The 24,180-nt window shown below is 72.1% G+C and carries 22 protein-coding genes; 5 read left to right on the forward strand and 17 right to left on the reverse strand.

All coding sequences use genetic code 11. The features are described from left to right. The first annotated feature begins 67 nt into the window (after positions 1-67). Positions 68-1,120 carry a DUF695 domain-containing protein gene (locus ACIA8R_RS10860; protein ID WP_397037864.1) on the forward strand — a complete coding sequence of 351 codons (1,053 nt, stop codon included), beginning with the start codon at positions 68-70 and terminating at the stop codon, positions 1,118-1,120. Here ACIA8R_RS10860 and ACIA8R_RS10865 read toward each other — a convergent pair. Beyond that, entirely contained in the window at positions 1,113-2,276 is a 1,164-nt protein-coding gene (locus ACIA8R_RS10865) for a cysteine desulfurase family protein (RefSeq protein ID WP_397037866.1), read from the reverse strand. The two genes, ACIA8R_RS10860 and ACIA8R_RS10865, sit on opposite strands and share 8 nt — an antisense overlap. Before the next feature lie 53 nt (positions 2,277-2,329). Between ACIA8R_RS10865 and ACIA8R_RS10870 the strand changes: the two genes are divergently transcribed. Further along, positions 2,330-2,839: a TetR/AcrR family transcriptional regulator gene (locus ACIA8R_RS10870; protein WP_357697532.1), complete on the forward strand. Its 510-nt coding sequence runs from the start codon at positions 2,330-2,332 to the stop codon at positions 2,837-2,839. Between the two features lie 821 nt (positions 2,840-3,660). Continuing rightward, complete coding sequence (locus tag ACIA8R_RS10875; RefSeq protein WP_397037868.1) at positions 3,661-4,848, forward strand: MFS transporter; 1,188 nt, start codon at positions 3,661-3,663, stop codon at positions 4,846-4,848. A gap of 137 nt (positions 4,849-4,985) precedes the next feature. Here ACIA8R_RS10875 and ACIA8R_RS10880 read toward each other — a convergent pair whose 3' ends face one another. From ACIA8R_RS10880 to ACIA8R_RS10935, 12 genes are all read right to left on the reverse strand, one after another. Continuing rightward, positions 4,986-5,939 carry an electron transfer flavoprotein subunit alpha/FixB family protein gene (locus tag ACIA8R_RS10880; RefSeq protein WP_397037870.1) on the reverse strand — a complete coding sequence of 318 codons (954 nt, stop codon included), beginning with the start codon at positions 5,937-5,939 and terminating at the stop codon, positions 4,986-4,988. Between the two features lie 19 nt (positions 5,940-5,958). Continuing rightward, on the reverse strand, positions 5,959-6,738 hold the full coding sequence (locus ACIA8R_RS10885) for an electron transfer flavoprotein subunit beta/FixA family protein (RefSeq protein ID WP_357697526.1): 780 nt from the start codon (positions 6,736-6,738) through the stop codon (positions 5,959-5,961). Positions 6,739-6,990: 252 nt separating this feature from the next. Continuing rightward, the gene (locus tag ACIA8R_RS10890; protein ID WP_397037872.1) at positions 6,991-8,211 is read right to left on the reverse strand and encodes a serine/threonine-protein kinase; all 1,221 of its coding nucleotides are present in this window, start codon (positions 8,209-8,211) and stop codon (positions 6,991-6,993) included. 35 nt (positions 8,212-8,246) lie between these two features. Further along, on the reverse strand, positions 8,247-10,013 hold the full coding sequence (locus tag ACIA8R_RS10895) for a serine/threonine-protein kinase (protein WP_397037874.1): 1,767 nt from the start codon (positions 10,011-10,013) through the stop codon (positions 8,247-8,249). Positions 10,014-10,029: 16 nt separating this feature from the next. After that, positions 10,030-12,270 (reverse strand): serine/threonine-protein kinase, encoded by a 2,241-nt coding sequence (locus tag ACIA8R_RS10900; RefSeq protein WP_397037876.1) that lies wholly within the window; start codon positions 12,268-12,270, stop codon positions 10,030-10,032. A gap of 126 nt (positions 12,271-12,396) precedes the next feature. Further along, positions 12,397-12,909 (reverse strand): YbaK/EbsC family protein, encoded by a 513-nt coding sequence (locus tag ACIA8R_RS10905; RefSeq protein ID WP_357697520.1) that lies wholly within the window; start codon positions 12,907-12,909, stop codon positions 12,397-12,399. Positions 12,910-12,973: 64 nt separating this feature from the next. Next, a complete protein-coding gene (locus ACIA8R_RS10910; protein ID WP_397037878.1) occupies positions 12,974-14,530 on the reverse strand; it encodes a flavin monoamine oxidase family protein in 1,557 nt (518 codons plus the stop codon). A gap of 30 nt (positions 14,531-14,560) precedes the next feature. Further along, positions 14,561-15,403, reverse strand: coding sequence for a M55 family metallopeptidase (locus ACIA8R_RS10915; protein WP_364085228.1), 843 nt, complete (start codon positions 15,401-15,403; stop codon positions 14,561-14,563). Positions 15,404-15,446: 43 nt separating this feature from the next. Next, a complete protein-coding gene (locus tag ACIA8R_RS10920; RefSeq protein WP_364085231.1) occupies positions 15,447-16,652 on the reverse strand; it encodes a DUF6395 domain-containing protein in 1,206 nt (401 codons plus the stop codon). Continuing rightward, positions 16,643-17,002, reverse strand: coding sequence for a hypothetical protein (locus ACIA8R_RS10925; RefSeq protein ID WP_357697512.1), 360 nt, complete (start codon positions 17,000-17,002; stop codon positions 16,643-16,645). Before ACIA8R_RS10925 ends, ACIA8R_RS10920 begins: the two co-directional genes overlap by 10 nt. An 80-nt stretch (positions 17,003-17,082) precedes the next feature. Beyond that, entirely contained in the window at positions 17,083-17,856 is a 774-nt protein-coding gene (locus tag ACIA8R_RS10930) for an enoyl-CoA hydratase-related protein (protein ID WP_364085236.1), read from the reverse strand. A gap of 28 nt (positions 17,857-17,884) precedes the next feature. Beyond that, complete coding sequence (locus ACIA8R_RS10935; RefSeq protein ID WP_364085238.1) at positions 17,885-18,541, reverse strand: endonuclease; 657 nt, start codon at positions 18,539-18,541, stop codon at positions 17,885-17,887. 101 nt (positions 18,542-18,642) lie between these two features. Here ACIA8R_RS10935 and ACIA8R_RS10940 point away from each other — a divergent pair, with 101 nt between their 5' ends. Beyond that, positions 18,643-18,927, forward strand: a complete 285-nt coding sequence (locus tag ACIA8R_RS10940) for a Fe-S cluster assembly protein HesB (protein WP_357697506.1) — start codon at positions 18,643-18,645, stop codon at positions 18,925-18,927. A 76-nt stretch (positions 18,928-19,003) separates the two neighbouring features. On the opposite strand, the gene ACIA8R_RS10945 is transcribed toward ACIA8R_RS10940, so the two are convergent. From ACIA8R_RS10945 to ACIA8R_RS10955, 3 genes are all read right to left on the reverse strand, one after another. Beyond that, positions 19,004-20,062 (reverse strand): 3-deoxy-7-phosphoheptulonate synthase, encoded by a 1,059-nt coding sequence (locus ACIA8R_RS10945; protein ID WP_364085242.1) that lies wholly within the window; start codon positions 20,060-20,062, stop codon positions 19,004-19,006. 250 nt (positions 20,063-20,312) lie between these two features. Further along, on the reverse strand, positions 20,313-21,005 hold the full coding sequence (locus ACIA8R_RS10950; RefSeq protein ID WP_364085245.1) for a CBS domain-containing protein: 693 nt from the start codon (positions 21,003-21,005) through the stop codon (positions 20,313-20,315). Between the two features lie 7 nt (positions 21,006-21,012). Continuing rightward, entirely contained in the window at positions 21,013-21,216 is a 204-nt protein-coding gene (locus tag ACIA8R_RS10955; protein WP_364085248.1) for a hypothetical protein, read from the reverse strand. Between the two features lie 185 nt (positions 21,217-21,401). Here ACIA8R_RS10955 and ACIA8R_RS10960 point away from each other — a divergent pair, with 185 nt between their 5' ends. After that, positions 21,402-23,312, forward strand: coding sequence for an N-acetylmuramoyl-L-alanine amidase (locus ACIA8R_RS10960; RefSeq protein ID WP_364085251.1), 1,911 nt, complete (start codon positions 21,402-21,404; stop codon positions 23,310-23,312). On the opposite strand, the gene ACIA8R_RS10965 is transcribed toward ACIA8R_RS10960, so the two are convergent. After that, on the reverse strand, positions 23,275-24,171 hold the full coding sequence (locus ACIA8R_RS10965) for a MurR/RpiR family transcriptional regulator (RefSeq protein ID WP_357697496.1): 897 nt from the start codon (positions 24,169-24,171) through the stop codon (positions 23,275-23,277). The genes ACIA8R_RS10960 and ACIA8R_RS10965 overlap by 38 nt on opposite strands. Between the last annotated feature and the right edge of the window lie 9 nt (positions 24,172-24,180).

Raw genomic sequence — 24,180 nt, forward strand, 5'->3', positions numbered from 1 at the left:
GACCGTTCCAGCGTACTGTCCGGCGGGGAGTGCGCGGCCATCGGCTCCGTCTGGAAGGATTCAGCGCATGCGACTGTTCGGGCGCAAGGACGCAGAGGAAGAGGCCGACCGGCCCGGCGACGGCGTGGCCGGGTTCTGGGCGTGGTGGCAGGAGGCCAGGCCGCGGCTCGACCCGCTGGTGGCCGCGGGCGCGGCCGAGGGCATCGAGGAGCTGCTCGCCCCCGCCGTGGGCGCGCTCCATCCTGACCTGGTCTGGGAGGTGGCGCCCGGCAGGAACGCCGCGCACGCCCTGGTGGTGACCGCGGCCGGCGACGCCGAGCTGCGCTCGCTCGCCCACCGCTGGGCGAAGGCGGCGCCGCCGGCCGACCTGTTGTGGGAGTTCCATCCGTCCCGGCGGGCCAACCCGCAGGCGCTGGAGCTGACGCTCGACGTGGGCGGGTTCGAGTTCGCCCTCGACAAGCTGGCGTTCGGGCTGCGCGTGCCGCGCAACCAGCCGCGGGTCGACGTGGCCGCCTACCACCCGATCTTCAGCGAGCTCGACGAGGAGACCCGCCTGGAGGCGACGCTGCTCGCCCTCGACTGGCTGCTGGGCGAGGACGACGTGGCCAGATGGGTGGGCGAGATCACGCCCGCCACCTTCCAGCCGATCGACGCGGTCGCCGCCGTCCACCTGCCCGCCGTGGTCGCCGACCTGGCCTCGAACCACCAGGACGAGGAGTGGCTGTCGCTCGAAGGCCGGACCGGCGAGGGCGCGTCGCTGGTCGCCGTCGCGCGCTTCCCGCTGCGGCCCGTCGACCACCCGCTGTTCGACCAGCACATCGAGATCACCCTCCCGTACGCCCACCGCGACGACGACGGCCTGCCCGCCGGCGAGTCGCTGACGGCGCTGCGCGACTTCGAGGAACGCCTGGCCGCCCGCCTGCTGGAGCTGCGCGACGACGCCCTGCTGGCCGCGCAGCTGAGCGCCGCCGGGCACCGGGTCGTCCACCTCTACGCCGACCCGGACTCCGACGCGGCGACCCGTGTCGAGGAGCTGATCGCGAGCTGGAAGGAGGGCGAGCCGCGGATCGACGTGGGCAGTGACCCCGCCTGGGCCGCGGTCTCCCCGTTCCTCAGCTGAGCCCGGCCCTGCGGGCGCGTTCGACGGCTGCGGGCAGCACCTCGATCAGGCGGTCGACGTCGGCGCCGGTCGAGGTGTGCCCCAGGGTGAACCTGAGCGAGCCGCGCGCGGCCGCCGCGTCGGCGCCCATCGCGAGCAGCACGTGCGAAGGCTGCGCCACGCCCGCCGAGCAGGCCGAGCCGGTCGAGCACTCCACGCCCTTGGCGTCGAGCAGCATGAGCAGCGCGTCGCCCTCGCAGCCGGGGAAGGAGAAGTGGGCGTTGCCGGGCAGCCGGCCGGCCGGGTCGCCGTTGAGCACGACGTCGGGGACGGCCTGACGGACGCGCTCGATGAGCTCGTCGCGCAGCGCCGTCAGGCGGCGGCCCAGGGCCTCCTGCTCCTTGACGGCGGTCCGCACGGCGGCGGCGAGGCCCGCGATGGCGGGCGCGTCGAGGGTGCCGGAGCGCACGTCGCGCTCCTGGCCTCCGCCGTGTTGCACCGACACCGGCGTCAGCCCTCTGGCCAGCAGCAGCGCGCCCACGCCCATCGGCCCGCCGACCTTGTGGCCGGTGAGCGTGAGGGCGTCGGCGCCCGAGTCGGCGAAGGAGACCGGGAGCTGCCCGATCGCCTGCACCGCGTCGGTGTGGAACGGGACGCCGTGGTCGTGGGCGATGGCCGCCAGCACGTGGACGGGCTGGATCGTGCCGACCTCGTTGTTGGCCCACATGACGCTGACCATGGCGACGTCGTCGGGGGCGCGCTCGATGGCGGCGCGCAGCGTGTCGGGATGGACCCGGCCGTACTCGTCGACGTCGAGCAGCTCGACCTCGGCGCCCTGGCTCTCGGCCAGCCACGCGGCCGGGTCGAGGGCGGCGTGGTGCTCGACGGAGCTGATCAGGATGCGCCGGCGCGGCCTGCGCGCCCAGTAGAGGCCCTTGATGGCGAGGTTGTCGGCCTCGGTGCCGCCCGAGGTGAACACGACCTCGCTCGGCCGGGCCCCCAGGGCGTCGGCGATGGTCTCGCGGGACTCCTCGACGACCCTGCGCACCTGACGGCCCGCGGCGTGCAGCGAGGAGGCGTTGCCGACGCGTTTGAGTTGCTCCGTCATGGCCTCGATCGCTTCGGGCAGCATGGGCGTGGTCGCCGCATGATCAAGATAGGCCGACGGTCGTGTCACCAGATCAGGGTATCTCGTTTGCCACTGTACCGTCCGGACGGTACAGTCGAGGCATGCGAAGGGACGAGCTGTTGGACGCGGCGGAAGACCTCCTGTGCGACCAGGGGTCGGCCGCGCTGACGCTGTCCGCCGTGGCCGACCGGGCCGGGGTGAGCAAGGGCGGCCTTCTTTACCACTTCGGCACCAAAGAGGCCCTGATCAAGGGCATGGTCGAACGGCTGATCGAAGAGTTCGACGAGCTGATGGCCGCTCAGCCGCAGGGCACGTACACCGAGCGGTACCTCGGGGCCACGCTGGTCGCCGTGCGCTCGGGGCGGCTCCGAAGATGGGCGGTCGTGACGGGCGCGTCGGGCAACCTCTTCCTGCTGGCGCCGCTGCGGGAGGCGATGTCCCGATGGCACCGGGAGGGGCTGGGCGACGAGCCCGACCCGCTGGCCGCGCAGATCGTCCGGCTGGCGTGCGAGGGGTTGTGGGACGTGGCGAGCCATGACCCGCAGCTCAACTCCGAGGCCGACCTGCGGGCCCTCGAAACCCGCCTGAGAGCCCTGCTCAAACCCGGCTGACCTTCGCGCCGCTACGTGTCGCGGGTCACTCCCGCCCCGGGAATGCGCGGGGGTCACTTCTGGTTCAGGTGTCGGAGCTCCTTCGCCGGAGCTTTTCCCGGTGGACTGGAACGGATGGGGGTGGCCTCGCGATGACGATGACGCGCTCCCACGACCCCTGTCGCCGGGCTTCCAGCCGCCCACCCTCAAGACCTGACGCCTCGGCGACGCCCGCCGTCCTCGCCCGTCCGGCCCGTACCGGCCGGACGAACGGGCTCGCCCCGAGCAAACGGTAGACCGGGGCGCCGGGGGCCGGTCGAGCGGCGCGAACGAGCCACTCAGGCGGCACGAACAAGCCGCTCGGATGGCACGGACGAGCCGACCAGGAGTGCGGATCAGACGCTCGGGAGCGCGGACCAGCCGATCAGGGGCGCGGACCAGACGCTCGGGGGCGCGGACCAGCCGGCCTGGCCGGTGAGCCGACTCGGGCGGGCCGTCCGCTTCTGAGCGGCCCCGCCTGAAGCGGGCGCCGCCAAGGACCCGGCACGGTCGCCAGGCGACACGAGGCGAGCCCCCAACCGGCCCACCCCGAACCGCCGCCCTCCCCAGCCGCACCACCCCCCGAACAGCCATTCGCTCTGAGTCGGCCGACTCAGGGCGGTCGGCTTCGGGCCGGTCAACGCCTCGGCGGGCCACGGCCCGCCTCAACACGAGCCGGGCCGGCGCGTCGGGCCGGTGGTTCTTGTCCCTTCGAGTTCTTGTCCCCCCGAATCTTCCAGGCGCCCCCACGCGGGGAGCGCCTGATTTGTGACGACCGAACGATCTTGTGAGAGGTGTGCCTTATGACCCGCGACCTGAGGACGGCCCGCTACGGGGCGATCCTCACCTTTGTCCTTGGCGGCCTGATGGTGGGCACGATGACCGTGCGCATCCCCGCCCTGACCGACAAACTCGGCCTGTCCGAGTCGACGGTCGGCGCGGTGCTCCTCGCATGGGGCCTCGGGGCCCTCGTGACCATGCAGTCCATGCGACGGATCATGGCCCGCGCGGGCAGCAGGGCGGTTCTGCGGATCGGCGCCCCACTCACCGCGATCGGCCTGCTGGCCGTCGCCTTCGCCCCGAACCTCCCCCTCCTCATCGTGGCCGCCACGTTCTTCGGCATGGCCTTCGGCACCGTGGACGTCGCCATGAACGCCCAGGGCTCCACCGTCGAGCAGGCGTACGGCCGCCCGCTGATGAACGGCATGCACGCCGGCTGGTGCGTCGGCGCGATCTCGGCGGGCGCCCTGGGCAGCGTGTCGATCGCCGCCGGCCTGTCGTTCACCGCCAACCTGGCGCTGGTCGCCCTGGTCTCGCTGCCGGTCGCGGTGCTGCTCGGCCGTACGTACCTGCCGGAGGCCCCGGCGACGGAGGCGGCGCGCACGGCCCGGCACCGCATGCCGGCGATCATCTACCTGCTCGGCGCCATCATGTTCTTCGCCTTCATGGTCGAGGGCGTGGTCGCCGACTGGAACGGCCTGTACATGCGCAACGAGCTCGGCGCCCCCGAGGCGCTGGCCGCGCTCGGCTACCCGGTGTTCGAGGCCGGCATGCTGCTGGCCAGGCTCACCGGCGACCGGCTGCGCTCCCGGTACGGGGTGCGCGGCATGCTGACCGTGTCGGGCGTGGCCACGGCCGGGTTCTTCACGGTCGTGCTGATGGCCCCGGCGGCGCTGGTGGCGGTGCTGGCGATGTTCTTCGTCGGGCTCGGCGTGGCGACGATCGCGCCGCTGACGCTGTCCCTGGCGGGCACCGCGACCGACGCCCCCGGACCGGCCATCGCCCAGGCGGGCGCCATGGGCTACGCGGGCCTGCTGCTCGGCCCGGTGGTGATCGGCTTCCTGTCGGACGCCACCTCGCTGCGCGGCGCGCTCGGCATCGCGGTCGTCCTGGGTGTGCTGATCGCGGTGGCGTCGCGGTTCCTGCCCCGGCGGGAGGCGCCGGTGTTCGGAGCCGTTCCCGTGCGGGAGCCGGTGAAGGTCGCCGCATAGGACCTCTGTCGTCCCAACAGCTCCGCCCAGCCGGCGGGCGTCCTCGGGGGTCATGTACCCGGCCCGCACCCGGAGCGCGTCCGCCTGAGACGGCGGAAGCGGCGCCGCACGTCGTGCGGCGCCGCTTCCGTTCGACGCTACTTGCGCTTGCCGACCTCTTCGGTGAGCTGCGGGACGACCTGGTGCAGGTCGCCCACGACCCCGTAGTCGGCGAGCTCGAAGATCGGCGCCTCCGGGTCCTTGTTGATCGCGATGATGGTCTTCGCGGTCTGCATTCCGGCCCGGTGCTGGATGGCGCCCGAGATCCCGGCCGCGATGTAGAGCTGCGGCGAGACCGTCTTGCCCGTCTGGCCCACCTGGAACTGGTGGGGGTACCAGCCGGCGTCCGTGGCGGCGCGCGAGGCGCCCACGGCCGCGCCCAGCGCGTCGGCCAGGCCCTCGATGACGGAGAAGTTCTCGGCGGAGCCCACGCCCCGGCCGCCGGAGACCACGATCGCGGCCTCGGTCAGCTCGGGCCTGGCGCCCTTCTCCTGCTTGACGCGCTCGACGATGCGGGCGGCCTTCGCCGCCTCGCTCAGCGCGACCGACACCTCCTCGACGGCCCCGGCGCCCGCGGCGGCCTGCGGGGCCGTCGAGTTCGGGCGTACGGCGACGATCGGGGTACCCCTGCGCACCTTGGAGTGCACGTTGACGCCACCGCCGAAGATCGACTGGTCGGCCACGAAGCCCTCGGACAGGCCCACGGCGTCGGTGATGACGCCGGAGTCGGTCTTGACGGCCAGGCGACCGGCGACCTCCTTGCCCTCGGCCGTGGCGGCCACGAGCACCGCGGCGGGCGACTTCTCGGCGACGAGCTGGGCCAGCAGCTCGGCCTTGGGCGCCACCACGTGGTCAACGATGTCGGCGGACGCGGCGTCGTAGATCTTCTCGGCGCCGTACTCGGCCAGCTTGGCCTTGGCGGCGTCGCCGAGGCCGGGGCCGGCCCAGACGGCGGCGGGCGTGCCGAGCGAGCGGGCCAGGGTCAGCAGTTCGAGCGTGACCTTCTTGACCTCGCCTTCGACCTGCTCCACGAGAACGAGAATCTCCGACATATCAGTAAAACCCCCGTTCTCAGATGAACTTCTTGGAGGCGAGGAAGTCGGCGGCCTTGGAACCGCCGTCGCCCTCGTCCTTGACGATCGTGCCGGCGGCGCGCGGCGGCGCGGCGGCGAAGTCGACCACCTCGGACCAGGCGGCACCCAGGCCGACCTGGGCGGCGTCGATCTCGGCGTCGGCGATGGCCAGCGTCTCGACCGGCTTCTTCTTGGCCGCCATGATGCCCTTGAAGGACGGGTAGCGCGGCTCGTTGATCTTCTCGACCACGGACACGACGGCCGGCAGCGTGGCCTGGACCTTGTCGTAGCCGTAGTCGGTGATGCGCTGGACGCTGATCGAGGAGCCTTCGACCTCGACCTTGTTGGCCAGGGTGAGCTGGGCCGTGCCCAGGCGCTCGGCCAGCATCGCGGCCAGCACGCCGGTACGGGCGTCGGTCGACTCGGAGCCCAGGACGACCAGGTCGAACCCGATCTTCTTGAGCACCTGGGCCATCGCGTACGAGGTGGACAGCGCGTCGGAGCCGTGCAGCGCGTCGTCGCTCAGATGGACGGCCTTGTCGGCGCCCATGGCCAGGGCCTTGCGGATGGTCTCGGTGGCCTTGCCCGGGCCCATGGTGAGCACGGTGACCTCGCCACCGTGCGCCTCCTTGAGCTTCAGCGCCTCCTCGACCGCGTACTCGTCAAGCTCGTTGACCACGCCGTCGACGGCGTCACGATCGAGCGTGTTGTCATCGGACCGCAGCTTGCGCTCGGTCGCCGTATCGGGGACCTGCTTCACGCAGACGACGATGTTCATGGCCGGTGGCCGACCTCCCGTGTTCGCGTGCGCCCACCGCGTCGCTGCGATAGGCGCCGAATGCAATGCTGACCAGACTGCCAGGTTCCCGACGGGCTCCTGACACGGGGTGGGTCAGAGTCGTGCCCTGGCTCCCGCGGTCATGTTACCCGTGGGTAGCTTACGCGCAAACCAGCGGTTCCCGCGAAAATCCCTCCCGTTCCCACCATACCGAACTTTATTCGGTACGGTCCGACCGCCCCCATGGGGAAGTCAGGCGGACAACAGGAACACGATGCCCACCACCAGGGCCGTACCCGCGAACAGGGCCAGTGTGAACGTGCTGAACACCGCGGCGAGCCCGAAACAGAGCCCCACCACCCCCGCCACGCTCACCAGGTCGGTCACCATCCGGCTCCGCCGGAACGGCCCCCGCGAGAACAGCGCCACCCCGGCGTCGCTCACCACCCCCAGCGCGTAGGCGGCCAGCAGGAAGAGCGCCACCTCCGGCAGCGGCCCGCGGGCGGCCGCCGCCAGCAGCGACACGAACAGGCCCGAGCCGATGAGCCACCGCCTGCGCACCTTCTCCCGGTGCCGCGCCCTGGACTCCTCGACCGACCTGCGACGGCTGTCGCCCGGCCGCCACTCTCTCGTGCTCATGTCGTCGGCCGGCCGGGGACCCGCCGCCGTGGCCGAGGGACGGGGACCGGCCGGGCGTACGTGCGGGACGGCGGCGACGCCCAGCCGGGCGCAGATCCGCGCGGCCGTGGGACGCGCGGCGGGGTCGGTGGACAGGCACTCGCGTAACAGCGGCGCCAGCCACTCCGGCACGCCCTCCAGGTCGGGCGGGTGGTGCACCACCCGGTAGGCCACCGCCGAGGCCGGCCCCTGCCCGTACGGCTGCCGCCCGGTGGCGGCGTAGGCCAGCGTCGCGCCGAAGGAGAACACGTCGGCCTCGACGCCCGCGCTCCCGCCTTCGAGGATCTCCGGGGCCAGGTAGCCGGGCGTGCCGACGACCGCGCCCGAGGCCGTGACCGACAGCGAGTCGAGCGCGCTGGCGATGCCGAAGTCGATGACGACCGGGCCGTCCTCGCTCATCATCACGTTGGCCGGCTTGAGATCGCGGTGGACGACCCCGGACTCGTGCATGGCGAGCAGCGCGTCGGCCAGCCCCGAGGCCAGGGCGGCCAGGTCGGCGACCGGCACGGGCACGGCGCTGAGCGGGCGGCCCTGGACGTAGCGGGTCACCAGGTAGGGCCTGGAGCCGTCGAGGGAGGCGTCGAGCACCTCGGCGACGTGCGGACCGCCGACCCGGCGCATGGTCTCGACCTCGCGGTCGAGGCGGCCGAGCGCGAGGCCGTCGGCCGCGACGTGCGGATGCAGCACCTTCACCGCGACCGTGCGCCCCTGGGCGTCGAGCGCCAGATGGACCTCGCCGAAGCCGCCCGCGCCGAGCCGGGAGAGAAGCTCGTAGGGGCCGAGGCGCTCGCTCATACCTCATCTCTCCCCCGCCACGCCGACGGGGACACTCAGGACCACGGAGTCAGGAAGCCCAACCCCAGTCCGTCGAGCAGACTTTCGATCAGACCGGTGATCAGCCCGATCGTGCTCTGCCTGGCGTCGCTCGCCAGGCCGTCGATCACGCTCTGCGGGGCCCGCCAGGGCGCCCAGACCGGGTCCTGGCCGAGCGCGAACATCGCCGCGAACAGCGCCGCCGTGCCCACCGCGACGACCGCCACCAGCGCGGCGCCGGGGCTGCGCAGCACGCCGGTGAGCGTGCGGGTCACGGCCTTGCGCGGCGCGCCGCCGCCCGGCAGCACGAACAGACCGCCGGCGAACGCGCCCGCGGCGAAGGCGGCGGCCTGGTTGGTGCCCATGCCGCCGGCCCAGTGGAGCGCACCCCAGACGCACGCGCCGAACAGCAGCGCGAGCGGCACGTGGACCAGCGTCACCAGCGCGGCCTTGACCAGCGCCCACGGCGTGCCGACCAGCGCGAGCAGCGGATCGGCCGAGCTGCTGCCGCGGATCTGGCGGCGCTTGACCATGTCGCCGAACAGGTACTCGCCCACGCGCAGCACCACCGCCAGCGCGACGGCCACCGCGCCCACCACGACGGGCATCATGACCGTCAGCGCCACCAGCGTGACCAGCAGCAGCAGCCCGGTCACCTGGGCGCCGAACAGATACCTCTTCCGCTCCGCCGGCGGCACGTGGCTGCGCGGCTGGGGCGGCGGCGTGTAGGGGCGCGGCTGCGGCGGCGGCGCCGGGTAGCCCGCCACGCGCTGGTCGGTGCGCGGCACCGGGCGCGCCGACGTCGGCGCGGGCACGTAGGGCGGCGGCCGCTCGTCGCGCCGCGCGGGCGGCGGAGGTGGCGGGGGCGGCGCGGCCTTGCGGTACTCGACCGGCGGCAGCAGGTCGGAGAACGTGTCCATGGCGCGCGTGCCGCTGCCGATGCGCTTGGTGCCGGTCGGCCCCTCGAACTCGTTGAACGTGGTCACCGACGGGTCGAGCTCCCTGGCCATCCGCAGCAGTTCCTGCGCGCTCGGCCGGGCGGTGGGGTCGACCCGCAGCGCGCGCGACAACCAGCCGCGCAGCCACGCGGGCGCCCGGTCGAGCTGGGCCCGCCCCTCCATGATGTTGAAGCAGACCGCCTCGAACGTCCCGGTGCCGAACGGCGGCGCGCCCGTGGCGGCGAAGAACACCGTCGAGGCCAGCGCGTGCACGTCGGCCGCCTGGGTGATGTCGCTGTCGCGGATGATCTCGGGCGCCAGGTAGCCCGGCGTGCCGACGAACATGCCGGTCTGGGTCAGCCGGGTCGCGTTCACCAGGTGGGCGATGCCGAAGTCGATGACCAGCGGCTCGCCGTCGACCAGCATGACGTTGGACGGCTTGAAGTCGCGGTGGATCACGTCGGCCGCGTGGATGGCGACCAGCGCCTGGCACAGCCCCTGGGCCAGCCTGATGACCTGCCGCGCCTCCAGAGCGCCATCGCTCAGCACGGTCTCTTCCAGCGTGCGGCCCGGGGCGAAGCGGGTCACGACGTAGGGCTGGCCCCCCACCAGCTCGGCGTCGATGACCTCGGCGACGTGCGGGCTGCGCACCCGGCGCATGGTCTCGACCTCGCGCGTGAGCCGGTCGCGGGCCTTGAGATCGGCGGCCACGTGCGGGTGGAGCACCTTGATGGCGACCTCGCGGCCCTCACCGTCGAGACCCAGGTGGACGACCCCCATGCCGCCCTCGCCGATCTTTCTGACGATGCGGTAGGGGCCGAGGCGTTCCGGCGCTTGGATGCTCATCGCCACCTTCCTCGGCTCAGCCGCCCTTCAGGCTGGTGAGCTGCTTCGTCACGGGTGTGACGTCCAGCGGACTCCATACACTCCCCCTTGGCGTGTCCCCGAACGTGCCATAGGCGAGGATCAGCGAGAGCGCGGCGCCCACCGCCAGCACTCCCGCCATCACCATGGCCGCTGTTCTCGAGGGTACGAGCGATGAGAGCGTTCTGCGCATCTGCCGCCCCGGGCCCTCGACGCCCGGCCCCGCGCAGAGGGTCCAGAGCGCGACCGCGGCGCCCCACGCGAGGGCGTTGGCCGAGTCCATCTTGACCACCACGCTGAGCAGCAGCGTCACCGGCAGGCCGAGGATGAGGGCGTACAGGACGAGGGCGAGCGTGATGCCGACGGACTTGGCCAGCGCCTGCGGCCGGGCGAAGACCCTGAGCACGTCGAGCGCGGCGGCGCCGGCGGGCCTGCGGCCGTTGAAGGCCGGCTGGGCCAGGTCGGCCGCCCGCAGCAGCACGGCGATCGGGATCGCCACCACCGCCACCAGGACGGGCGCCGTCACCGCCGCCACGATCATGAGGATCAGCAACATCGCGCTCGCCACCCCGTACGCCTTCGAGCGCTGCAACGTCTGCCCCGGACGCGCGCCCGGGTTGTACGGCTCGTGAGCGGCCTGCGGGTCATGGGGCGGATATTGCTGCTGCACCGGGATGTAGGGCGGCGGCTGCGCGGGCACCGGGCCCGGCCTGCCGTAGTCGTGCTGCTCGGCCGCCGCGTTGCCCCGCCGGTAGTCGATCGCGTCCGGGCCGGCGTTGACCCGTCCGTAGTCCATGGCTTCGGGGCCGGCGTTGGCGCGGCCGTGGTTCACGGGTTCCGGGCCGGCGGCGTACCGGCCGTGGTCCACCGGCTGGGGGCCGGAGCTGAGCCGGCCGAACTCGGCCGAGTCCGGGCGTACGCGCCGGGTGGGCACGTCGGCCTCGTGGTGGTCGACGTGCGGCTGCGGCTGGGGGTGGAGCGGGGGCTGCTGCTGCGGCCAGGGCTGGCTGGGCCCGGCCTCGCGCTGGATCTGGCGAAGCTCCTCCGGCGACACCCGGCGGGTCGGCCACGGGTCACCCGCGCCCGGCAGCTCCGCGCCGTGGTCGGCCGGCCCGGCGCCCTGTCCGGCCAGGCCCTGCCCGGACAGGCCCTGGCCGGGAAGCCCCTGGCCGGGCAGCCCCTGGGCCGGCGGTCCCTGAACGGGCAGCCCCTGGGCGGGCGGTCCCTGGCTGGGCAGCAGCGAGACGAAGTGCGGGTCGGCGGGCGGCTGGACCGGCTGCTCCTGGCCGTCGATCAGCCGGCGCGGCGTCATCGGCGGCGTGGAGACGTCGTAGGAGGGCTTCTCCCCCACGAACGGCGCCCGCCTGGTCGGGTAGTCCTCGGGCGCGTCGGGCCGCGGCACGGTGGAGATCTCGTCGGGCCCGCCCAGCGGCGGCCTCGGCAACATCCGGGCCGTCTGCTCGGCCAGGTCGGCGGCCTTGGGACGCTTGGCCGGGTTGCGCTGGAAGCCCGCCTTGAGCAGCGGCTGCAGCTCGGACGGCACGCCGCTGATGTCGGCCTTGCCGGCGGTGATGTTGTAGAAGATCATCTCCAGCGTGCCCTTGCCGAAGGGCGGCTGGCCGGTGGCGGCGTAGAGCAGCGTGCCCGCCCAGGCGTGGATGTCGACCTCGGGGCCGGCCTCCTGGCCTTCGATGATCTCGGGCGCGAGGTAGCCGGGCGTGCCGATGAACATGCCGGTCTGGGTCAGCCGGGTCGCGTCGACCGCCTGGGCGATGCCGAAGTCGATCAGGACGGGCTCGCCGTCGAGGATGAGCACGTTGCCCGGCTTGAGGTCGCGGTGGATCACGCCGACGGAGTGGACCTCCGACAGCGCCGAGGCCACGCCATGGGCGATCCGGACCAGCGCGGGCAGGTCGAGCGGCCCGTCGTCCTTGACGATCTCGTCGAGAGGACGGCCGGGCACGTAACGCGTGACGATGTAGGGACGATGACCGGTTACGTCCGCATCGACCACTTCTGCAATGAATTTGCTGCGGACCCGGCGCATGGTCTCGACCTCGCGCGAAAGCCGCCGCCTGGCGACCTCGTCACCGGCGACCTCTCCGCGCAGGACCTTGACCGCCACCTGCCGGCCCTGAGGGTCGACAGCGAGGTGGACAACGCCCATCCCGCCTTCACCGAGCCGCCTGAGCAGCCGGTAAGGGCCTAGTCGGTCATCGTTCATGGCATGAAGCACCATACCGGCTTAATCCCCGCCCACGAGATGAACCATGAGGCCACATTCCCAGTCGTACAACGTCCGATACGGCCTCATCGGTTTCCCATCCAACGGTCTCGAATTGGCTTCAGTTCGGCTTCGGCGCCTTCAGGTGGTCAGGGACAGGACCTCGGCGCCCTTCAGCCCGGCCAGCGTGGCGCCCGGGACGGCGAGCTTCGACCTGCGCAGGCCGCTGCCGATCACCACCCTGGGATGGGCGGCGACGTGCTCGTCCACCAGGACGGGCCAGTCGGAGGGCAGCCCGAGCGGCGTGATGCCGCCGTACTCCATGCCGGTCAGCTCGACCGCGTCGGCCATCGGCGCGAAACTCGCCTTCCGGGCGTCGAGGTGCCTGCGCACCACGCCGTTGACGTCGACACGCATCGTCGCGAGCACCATGCAGGCGGCGTAGCGCGTCTCGCCGCCGCGCTTGGCGGCCACGACCACGCAGTTGGCGGACTCGTCGAGCCGTACGCCGTAGCGTTCGCAGAACGCGGCCGTGTCGGCCAGGTCGGGGTCGATCTCCGTCACCTCGGCACCCTCGATGCCCGGGACGGCGAGCGCCACCGGCTCGGCCAGCAGGTCACCACGGTCGGTCGCGGGCACCCAGTGCAACGTCATCCTCGTCTCCTCGATCGCTCTTCCCCGACCGACCCTATGCCGGTCGCGGAAGCAGCGTGCGACGTCACGTGGACTGCAACACCCGCTGGTGCAGCAGGGTGACGACGCTGCGGGCCGACTCCATGGCGCCTGCCTGCCAGGCGATCAAGTGGGTGAGCCAGTCGCCCGCGAAGTAAACCCTTCCGGCGGGGCGTTGCAGAAGAGTGAAGGACGAATCAAAGGAGGGCCAGTACATCCAGCCTCCCTGGATGTGCTCCTGACGGTGCCAGGCGATGGAGACGCTGGACAGGAGGTCCTGACGGTATTTGTCGCCGTGGATCTTCCTGCCCTGGGTGAGCGCCTTGCGCCGTCTGTCCTCGGGGGTGAGGGAGCCGTACAGCTCGGCGTTCTGCTCGGTGTTGTAGTAGCCGACGATCAGGCCGCGTTCGGAGTGGTAGCCGTGGGAGGGGTACCAGATGTGGGTGATGTCCAGGTCGGTCTCGGTGACGCCGCCGTAGATGCGGTCCTCCAGCTCCCACCAGCGCCTGCCGTACTCCAGGCCGATCTTGCCGGCGGCGATCGGGATGGGGGTGCTCAGTGCGCTGGTGATCTGCGCTCCGAGGTTGTGCGGGATCTTGGCGAGGAGGTGCGGGGGGAGGGTGGCGACGCAGTAGTCGGCCTTGACGCTGCCGCCGCTGTACGTCACCTCGACGCCGTCGTCCAGGGTCGTGATCCTGGTGACCTTGGCGCCGGTCCTGATGCGGTCGGCCCCGACGGCCTCGGTCAGCTTCCTGACGATCGCGTCCATGCCGCCGACCGGCTGGAACATGGGGGTGGCCATGTCGTAGCCGAAGTCGTTGGTGATGGCGCGGCCGGTGGCGGCGGCCAGGACGTCGTGCAGGGTGCCGGGGGGCGGGACGGGGGTTCCGGTGTCGAGCGCCGGGTACTTGGTGAACCCGCGCCGGGATGAGCCCTCGTAGTCGAGCTTGGGCCCCAGGTCGCCGAACCGGCGGAGGAATTCGAGCAGGCGCTGCCGGTCGTCGGCGGTGACCGCCTTGTCGAGCGCACCGATATTTGTGGCTTTGGCCAGCAGTTCTGCGACATATCCGTACATGTCGGCTCGGGCGGTGCGGGCCCGCACGGTCCTGCCGTTGGTGTGGACGTACGCGGAGGCGTTGTTGTTGACGAACGTCTCGATCGGGACGCCCAGCTCGCGGCAGTAGTCGAGGGTGACCATCCAGGGGGCGATGCGTCCGGGCCCGGCGTTGAAGTAGACGCCCTCGCCGAGCCTGACGTCCTGGGCCGGGCCGTTCAGCTCGGTCAGGCGGTCGCCGCCGCGCAGCGTGAGGTTCCGGCCGCCGGCCCTGTCCCTGGCCTCCAGCAGGGTGCAGTCGTAACCGGCCTTGCCCAGCTCGTACGCGGCGGTCAGTCCGGCCACGCCAGCGCCGAGGATCACCACCTTGGCCGCGCCCTTGCCGCGCAGGGAGAAGTCGCCGGGGCGCGGCGCGGCGAACTCCTTGTCCTGCTCGGAGGGGGCGAGCCCGAGCGCGCCCATGGCGGCGTACATGGCGCCCGCGCCGCCCACCGCCCCGATCCCGACGAGCAGCCCCCGCCGGGTCAGCGCCGCGCCTTCCACCGTCACCCGCTCCCTAGGTCAGCAGTAACCGACATGTCAGCCGTAGGGCCCGCTGCCGCAGGCCACCTGGCCGCCGATGGTGGCGAAGATCCCGAGCAACGCCATGATCTGGCGGAAGTCGTCGGTGGTGAACTCGATGTGCCGCGAGCCGACGGTCTTCACGCCGGGCACCAGCGCCACCGCCGCCGCGATGGCGGTCGAGTTCCACTCCACCCCCAGCGTGTACGGCGCCTCCACCCGGTAGGGCGTGAAGTCGCTCAACCTGGAAAGCCCGCGAGCGGCGGCCTCACGAATCTTCGCCTGGGCGACGCTCGGCGGCAGCAACTCGGCCGAGAACTTGTCGATCCCCTTCTTCACCGCGACCGTCTCGACGTCGCCGAGCAGCTCGCGCGCCTCCTCGCCGACGGCCTCGTCCCCGGTCACCAGCACCACGGGCACGCCGTGGAAGCCCGCGCACGCCGCGACCAGCCGGGTCTCGCCGCACAGCTCGCCGTTGAGGTAGACGTTCTGGATCTCCTTGCCCATCCACGTGTGGTTGAGCACGCCGTGCTGGACGCCGGCCCTGGCGTGGTAGCCCACGAAGCACGCTGCCTGGAACGTGCCGTCGAGCCCCTGGGCCATGCGCTGGGCCTTGCCCGGCCCCCTGATCAGGGTGGCCCGCGGGTCCAGGAGGTCGATCCGCAGGTTCTTGGTGGACCCGTGCGCGTCGTTGACCAGCACCGACCCGGCGCCGGCCGCGAACGCGCCCTCGACGGCGGCGTTGGCGTCGGCGGTCATCAGCTCGCAGCCGCGGTCGTAGCCGCGCTTGCCGGCGTGCATCTCCTCGGGGTCGGTCAACCCCGTCACGCCCTCCATGTCCACCGACAGATAAACCTTCACGCAGTCAACTCCTCGTACTTCACCGGATCCGTCCCGTGGACGGTCACGCGCCCCACGTCTCCACCCGCCGCACCTCGGCCTCGGTCATGAGACCGACCTTGGAGGTCAGGAAGGCGGCCGCCTCCGTCCGCCACGGCTCGGGGATCTCCTCGATCGCCGGCGGGTAGCAGTGGTCGAGCCAGCTCGTGGACTCCTCGGTGGCCTCGAAGTGGTCGAGGGCCTTGGCGAACAGGGACCGTTCGATGCCGGGGACGCGGGCCAGGCCGTACTCGATCATCTCCTGGCCGCCGTAGGGCGGCGGCTGCAGCCACTTGCGGGCCACGGGACGGTCGGCGGTGACGGGCGTGTCCAGGGGACGGCGCTCGACGGCGGCCTGGATGAGCTCCTTGTACAGGCACTTGCCGCAGGTGCGGCAGGGGCCGTCGGTGCCGCGCAGGCACCAGCGCACCTGGTCCTTGAGCTCTGAGTTCAGGGCCAGCCGCATGGTGACGGCCTCGCTCACGCCGCCGACCGGGAGCACGATGTGCACGCCCGCGGCGGCGAACAACCGGCCCCACGCGCCGTGCGGCGCCCACATGGGGTTGTCAGGCGTGAACCGCAACAAGTAACGGTCGCCGCCGAGCCAGCGTGAACCGAGTTCATAGCCGAAGCCCAGGCCGCCGAGGTTCATCCGGTCGGCCAGCAGCAGCGCCCCCGCCGCGACGGCGTGGTGCTCCGGATAGCCCGGACGCGGCTCGGCGAGGGTGAACTCCAGGTCGGAGGTGACGGTGGTGAGCTCGCGGCCGGTCCGCTCGGCGAGCTTGGCCAGCACGTCGGAGCGGTAGTGCGTCCACCGGTTGGGCACCCTCGGATGCGGCACCCGGCGGAAGTGCACGAACGGCGCCGACGGATGGATGGCCGCCGCGGCCACGGAGTCGGCGCCGCCGCTGTAGGAGATGGCGAGCCTGTCCCCGGCCCGGCGCGGCTCGGCGCCGACCGGCCCGGCCTCGATGCCCCAGCCGTCGTGCAGGGCTCCGGCCACCTCCGCGGAGACGGCCCGGTCGAAGGTGATCCGCCGCCTGGTCCAGGGCGCCACGATCGTCCAGGCGGCCACGGCGAACAGGTCGGGGTGGGCGTCGGCGGGCACGCCGCCGATCGAGCAGGAGTTGGTGGCCAGCTTGACGGGGTGGTCGTCGGCCGCCCTGCCGGTGATCTCGTCCTCGGGGTCGAGGCGGAAGGTCAGCTCGCCGCCGGACCAGGTCACGCGCACGGCCGGCCCCCCTCGGCGGCCCCGGGGACGCGGGCTCTCAGGTCGTCGACGGCCTGCCAGACGAGCACCTCGTTCTGGAGCACGCCGTCGAGGGCCTTCGCGGTCTCCTGCGCCAGCCGGTGCGCGTCGTCCAGCTTGGCCTTGTCGATCAGCGGGGTGATCAGCGGCGGGCGGGCGTCACGCAGGCGCTCGACCTCGCCGTGCAGGGTGGCCATCTCCCTGCGCAGGGTCTGGACCTCCCAGAGCGCGTCCCGGATGTCCTGCCGGTGGTCGGCGACGGAGATGTAACGGGAGTCGAACCACGAACGCACGGCTTGACGCAGCCGGGCGGGGACCGGGACGCGCATCATGGAACGCCACCATACTGGCAAACCCGCTCCCCCCTGGACGGCCTACTCCAAAGGGTTGTATTCGTACGGCGGCCGGACGGTCACCGTCCGGTGAACTTGGGCTTGGCCTTCTCCGTGAAGGCCCGCATGCCGATCCGGGCGTCGTCGGTGGCGAACAGGCCCGAGAACTGCAGGCGCTCGATCTCCAGGCCCGAGGCGAGATCCACCTCGACGCCCTGGTCGACGGCCTGCTTGGCGGCGCGCAGCGCCACGGCCGGCCCGCCGACGAACGTGGCCGCCCACTCCAGGGCCGCCGTGTAGACCTGCTCGTCCGGCACCACCCGGTCGACCAGCCCGATGGCCAGGGCCTCGGCGGCGGCGACGTGCCGGCCGGTGAAGATCAGGTCCTTGGCGCGGGACGGGCCGACGAGGCGGGGCAGGCGCTGGGTGCCGCCCGCGCCCGGGATGAGCCCGAGCAGGATCTCCGGCTGGCCGAGCCTGGCCGACTCGCCCGCGACCCGGAAGTCGGCGCACAGGGCCAGCTCGCAGCCACCGCCCAGGGCGTAGCCGGTGACGGCGGCGATGACCGGCTTGCCGATGCGGGCCACCGTGGTGAAGCACGCCTGGAGCGTGCGGGAGTGGGTGGACATGTCGGCATAGGACATGTCGGCCATCTCCTTGACGTCCACGCCGGCGGCGAAGACCTTCTCGCCGCCGTAGAGGATCACCGCCTGGACCTGGTCGTCGGCATCGACCTGAAGCGCCGCCTCGACGAGCTCCCGCTGCGTCTGGACGTCGAGCGCGTTCATCTTCGGACGGTCAAGACGGATCGTGGCGATCTGGTCGGCCACCTCGACGCTCACAAACTCACCCATGAGGCGAACCTAACAGAGCGCTCCCCGCTCACCCCGCTGCGGCCGACCTCACCGCGTCGGCGGTCTTCTCGCTGTTCGACACGCGTACCAGCGCCGCCGACAGGCGGACGAGCTCGTCGCCGGAGCCGGCCAGGCGGACCAGGCCGCGTTCCTGTCGGGGCAGCCCCAGCCGGGCGGCGCCGTCCAGCACCCGTCTGTCCAGGTGCGGCGCGACCTGCGGCCAGACGCCCTGGACCTCGCGCAGGAAGATGTCGGCGCCGGTCGGGCCGATGCCGGGGAACTCCCGCAGCAGCTCGCCGATCCGCCCGGGATCGCCCCCCGCCTCGTCGCGCAACCTGCGCAGGTCGCCCTTCCAGCGGTCGAGCAGCAGCTCGGCGCCCTTGCCGAGCATGGTCGAGGTGCGTTCGTCGTAACGCCTGTAGTGGCCGCGGCCGAGGGCGTCCACGCGGTCCTGCCAGCTCGCCCGCGTCATGGCCCGTGGCGTGCGGTACCCGGCCGCGAACAGCTCGCGCGCCGCCGCCACCGCCACCCCGGACGAGATCCGCGCGCTCAGCAGCGTGGCCAGCACGAGGAGCTGGTACAGCGGCCGTGGCCGGTCGGCGAGCTTGATGCCCGCCTCCCCGGCGAACGTCTGGCCGCACTGTTCGAGCAGGGCGTCCAGCATGCCCTTGTCCTTGTCAGCCATGACGCTCCGCTACCCCCGTGGAGGGCGCTCATCCCGGCCCGGCGCGTTTGCCGCCCTGGTCGCGGGGGAGGCGGGGGTTCTCCAGCGGGAAGGAGCTCATCGTGCTGACCCTGACTGACAACGCCGTGGTCGCCATCCGTGACCTGATGGTCGGCGAGGACGTGCCCGCCAATGCCGGCCTGCGGATCTCCCCCAAGCCGGACGAGGCGGGCACCTTGGAGGTGTCGCTCGCGAGCACGCCGTACGCCGGGGACCAGGTCATCGAACAGGAGGACGTCCGGGTCTTCGTGGCCGAGGACGCGGCGCCCATCCTCGACGACAAGTCACTGGACGCCCAGCCGGGCACGCCGGGGCATCCGACGTTCCGGCTGGACCGCCGTACCTGACCGCCGTACCTGAACCGCAGCCCCTGACGGACGCTCCCGGTGGCCCGCCCGGCAGCTCAGGGCCGCCGGGAGGCCGTCAGTGCGCCTCGCGGCCGGCGCGCACGGCGTCGGCCAGCTCGACCAGCAGGCGCTCGGTCTCGTCCCAGCCCACGCAGGCGTCGGTGACGCTCTGCCCGTACGTCAGGCCCTCCACCGGACCGGGCTCCTGCCGCCCCGGCAGCAGGAAGCTCTCCACCATCAGCCCCGCGATGCCCTGCTCGCCCGCCGCCAGGCGCCCGGCCACCTCGCGGACCACCGCCGCCTGCCGTACGTGGTCCTTGCCGCTGTTGCCGTGGCTGGCGTCGATGATCAGCCGTTCCGGCAGCCCGGCCTTGGCCAGCAGCGCGAGGGCGTCGCCGATGGACTGGGGGTCGTAGTTCGGGCCGGTGCGCCCGCCGCGCAGGATGACGTGGCAGTCGGGGTTCCCGGTGGTCGAGACGACCGCGGCCCGGCCCTCGTCGTCGATGCCGAAGAACACCTGCGGGTGCGAGGCCGCCTTGACGCCGTCGATGGCGACCTGCACGTCGCCGTCGGTGGCGTTCTTGAAGCCGACCGGCATGGACAGGCCGGAGGTGAGCTGGCGGTGCACCTGGCTCTCGGGCGTGCGGGCGCCGATCGCGCCCCAGGTGACGGCGTCGGCGATGTACTGCGGGCTGGTGGGCTCCAGGAACTCGCAGCCCACCGGCAGCCCGGTGTCGAGCACGTCGAGCAGCACCGTCCTGGCCAGGCGCAGCCCGCGCTGGACGTCGTGGCCGCCGTCGATGTCCGGGTCGTTGATCAGGCCCTTCCAGCCGATGGTGGTGCGCGGCTTCTCGAAGTACACGCGCATGACGACGCAGAGGGCGTCGCCGAGGTCGCGGGTGGCGGCGGCCAGGCGGCGGGCGTAGTCGAGGGCGGCCTCGGGGTCGTGCACCGAGCACGGGCCGACGATGAGCAGCAGGCGGTCGTCGTCACCGGCGAGCACGTCGCGCACCGCGTTCCTGCTCGCCGCCACCAGGGCCTCGCGCTCGGGGCCCAGCGGCTGTTCACCGATCAGCTCGCGGGGCGTGGGCAGGGGTTCGAACGAGTTGATACGCAGGTCGCTGGTCGTGGTCATGGGCTGTGTCCTCCGCTTTCGATGGGAGTTGCGAAGGCGGTACGGCCCACATCCGTGGCCCCCGGAGCCGTCCGCCTGAACGACGAAAGGCAGAGACGGACGTCTCTGCCTTTGGGCTCCGGGTGATCAGTAAGTCAGCGCATGTGACCTTCGGCTCCACCCGGAGCCGCCACATAGCGCCAAAATCGGCTGATCACTGACATGCTGTTGACGCTAGCAGACGCCCGGTGACGGCTCCAAATCCCGTCCGCTATCCGAGATCGGATTCCCAGCCCGGTTCGCGCAGGTCGCCGAGCCCGTAGAGCCCGACCAGGGTGCCGTCGGCGCGGGTGACGACGACGTGGTCGACGTTCGCGCCTTCCATGCGCCTGGCCAGGGCGTCGAGCTGCTCGCTGGGCCGTACGGTGGTGACGCCGGTGTCCATGGCGGCCTCGGCGGTGCCGGTCAGGTCGGCGCCCTTGAGCTGGCGCGACCCGATGACCCCCTGCACCACGTCGTCCCTGTCCACCACGACGGCGAGCCCGGCCGGGTCGGCGACGATGCGTTCGCTGAGCTCCTCCAGCGGGTCCTCCAGATCGGCGGTGACCGGGTCGCGCCGGGCGCCCGAGCCCACCAGGACGGCCTCCCCCTCGTACGGCAGGTCGGCCGACAGCCAGTCCATCTTGCCGAGGCCGTAGTCGTGCACGTCGGCGAAGCCGAGCCGGACGAGCCGGTGGGCGGCGCGCGGGCTGAGGTCGCAGAGCCAGTCGTGGCAGTAGACGACGACCGGGCGCGACCGGTCCAGCAGGTCGTCGGCCAGCCGGTCGAGCGAGCCGAGCGGCAGGTGCACGGCTCCGGGCAGGTGTGCCCAGGCGTACTCCCGCTCGGGCAGCACCTCGGCGAGCTGGGCGCCGCGCGTCGCCAGCAGGTCCTGGACGCCCTCACGGTCGATGATCTCCGTCATGAGACGCTCAGCGCTCCCCGCCGTGGGGCCGTTCGGACTTGGGCCCTTCGGCGCGGTCGCCGCCCACCTTGCGCGGGCTCTTGGCCGGGTCCGACTGGAGTTTCCTGGCCACGCGCTTCTTGAGCTCCTGCTCGCTCAGCCCTTGCCGGTCCAGCTGCTTGCGGAGCCGGCGGCGCTCGTTGTCGTAGGAATGACTTCCGGGTCGAGGCATGACAGCTCCCCCTCTCCTCCGTAGGCCGCCTACCCAGCCCCTCACCTGGTAGTCCTTCGTATCGGCCCGCCGGGCCCGGTCCGGCGGGCCGTTAAGCGATGAAAAATATCTTCGCAAAGTTCTCGCCAGAGAAGGAAAATGTTGAGACGCTGATCGCGCACCACCCCCCAGTCAAGGAGCGGTTCATGCGCAGAGCGCTGGCGATCGCGGTCGTCGCCTTGTTGCCCTTAACCCAAGTGCCCTCGGCCTCCGCCGAAGAGCCCGCCGACCGGCAGCAGGCATTCGCCGCGGCGGCCGACGAATTCAAGGTCCCACAGAGCGTGCTGCTCGGGGTCTCGTACCTGGAATCGCGGTGGGAGGCACACGCGGGCCAGCCGTCGAACAACGCCGGGTTCGGCCCCATGCACCTGACCGACGCGGCCGCGTACACCACCTCGAACCACCACGGAGAGGGCGAGGAGGACGCCCGCGGCGACGAGACCAGGCCGCTCGCGGCCACCCCGGCCCCCGCGCCGGCGGAGATCCCCGCCTCACTGCGCACGATGGAGCGGGCCGCGCAGCTCACCGGCGAGAGCCACGAACGCCTGCGCACCGACGACGCGGCCAACATCCGCGGTGGCGCCGCGCTGCTCGCCGACTACCAGAAGAGCCTCGGCGCGCCCCTGAGCGCCAACCCGGGCGAATGGTACGGAGCCGTCGCCAAGTACTCCGGCGCCGAAGAGGCCGACGCGGCCAAGTTCTTCGCCGACGAGGTCTACACCACCATCCAGGAAGGCGCCGAGCGCACCACGGACGACGGGCAGAAGGTCACCCTGCCCAAGGTCCCGGACCTGGAGAAGATCGAGAAGTGGCTGGAGAAGCTCGGCCTGCGCCCCGCGAGGCGCGACGGCGTCGAGTGCCCGGCCTCAGTCTCCTGCGAGTGGATCCCCTCGGCCTACCAGGAGCTCCCGCCGGACGACTACGGCCACTACGACCTGGCCAACCGGCCGGTCAGCCAGAAGATCGACTACATCATCATCCACGACATGGAGGGATATTTCCTCCCGTCGATCCGGCTGAACCAGGACCCCAACTACGGCGCGAGCTGGCAGTATTCGGTCCGCTCCAGTGACGGGCACATCGCCCAGCACGTCAAGGCCAAGGACGTCGCCTGGCAGGCCGGCAACTGGTACATCAACTCCAAGTCCATCGGCATCGAGCACGAGGGCTTCCTGGCCGAGGGCAGCACCTGGTACACCGAGGCGATGTACCGCTCGTCGGCCCGGCTCGTCCGCTACCTGGCGCTCAGGAACGGCGTGCCGCTCGACCGCGCCCACATCCTGGGCCACGACAACGTCCCTGGCACGATCCCGAGCACGGTGCGCGGCATGCACGAGGACCCGGGGCCGTTCTGGGACTGGGCGCACTACTTCCAGCTCATGGGCGCGCCGCTGCACCAGCTCGGCGGTCCGAAGTCCGGCTCGGTCATGATCAAGCCGGACTTCGCCACCAACAAGCCCTACTTCTACGGCTGCGACCGCAAGAACCCCGAGGCGGCCTGCCCGCCGCTCAGCGCCGGCACCGTGTGGCTGCGCACCGAGCCGCGCGAGGACGCCCCGCTGATCAAGGACATCGGCAAGCACCCCACCGGCGGCTCGCTCTACAGCGTGTACGACCACAGCGCCAGGGCCAGCACGGGCCAGCGCTTCGCCGTCGCCGACCGTCAGGGCGACTGGACGGCCATCTGGTACCTCGGTCAGAAGGCGTGGTTCAACAATCCGGCGGGCGCCCCGACCGCGGTCCCGTCCATGGGGCTGGTCGTCACGCCGAAGCCGGGCAAGGCGACCGTACCGGTGTTCGGGCGGGCCTATCCGGAGCAGGAGGCGTATCCGGCCGACATCCCGTACCAGGCGGTGACGCCGCTGCAGTACACGTTCTCGGCGGGCGAGAAGTACACGCTGGCCGGGCCGGCCGCCGCCGAGTACTTCCGGGCGGTCACGTTCAACCTGGAGGACCACAAGGTGGTCAGGGGGAAGACGAAGTACCTGGAGATCCAGTTCGGGCACCGCGTGATGTACGTCAAGGCTGACGACGTGCAGGTGACGTTCTCCGGGTGAACTCCTTGACGGCGCGCCTGGTGCTCGCGAGCGCCTCCTGAGAGGAGTCGAACGTACGCTGGGCGACGCCGACGAACACGCAGTCGACGACGAGGAGCTGGCTGATCCTGCTGGCCAGGGCGCCGGGACGGAACTCCGTCTCGCGCCCGGCCGAGATCAGCACGTGCTCGGCCAGCTCCGCGATCGTCGAGCGCGGGTTGTTGGTGACGGCCACCGTGGTGGCCCCCGCCTCGCCCGCCCGGCGCAGCGGCTCGATCACGTCGGGGGTCTCCCCCGAGGTGCTGATGCCGATCGCCACGTCGCCCGTCTTCAGCAGGACGGCGCTGGTCAGGGCCAGATGGGCGTCCTGGAAGGCGTGGCTGGACAGGCCGATGCGCAGCAGCTTCTGGGCGACGTCCTCGGCGACTAATCCCGAGGCGCCCACGCCGTAGGCGTCGATGCGCCTGGCCCCCACGATCGCGTCGACGACCAGGCCCAGGCGCTCGCTGGTGAGCTGGGCGACGGTGTCGTTGATGGCCTCCGACTCGGCCCTGGCCACCTTCTGGATGACCTCCGACAGCGGGTCGTCGGGCGCCAGGTCGCCGGGCACGAGCCGGTCGGGCTGCGCGGCCGCCGCGGCCAGGGCCAGCCTGAGCTGGGGGTATCCGGCGAAGCCGAGCAGCCGCGCGGTGCGCACGATCGTGGCCTCGCTGGTGCCGGAGGCGGCCGACAGCTCGGTGATGGTGCTGCGCGCGACCGTCGCCGGATCTTCCAGGATGAGCCGGGCGACGGTCTGCGCGGCAGGCGTCAGGGACGGCAGGACACCGCGGACCGTGGCCACCAGATTGTCGGCCCGCAGGCCGTTCCCGCTGTCGTCCACGGTCCTGAT

It is taken from the genome of Nonomuraea sp. NPDC051191, from assembly GCF_044455665.1.
GTDB lineage: Bacteria > Actinomycetota > Actinomycetes > Streptosporangiales > Streptosporangiaceae > Nonomuraea.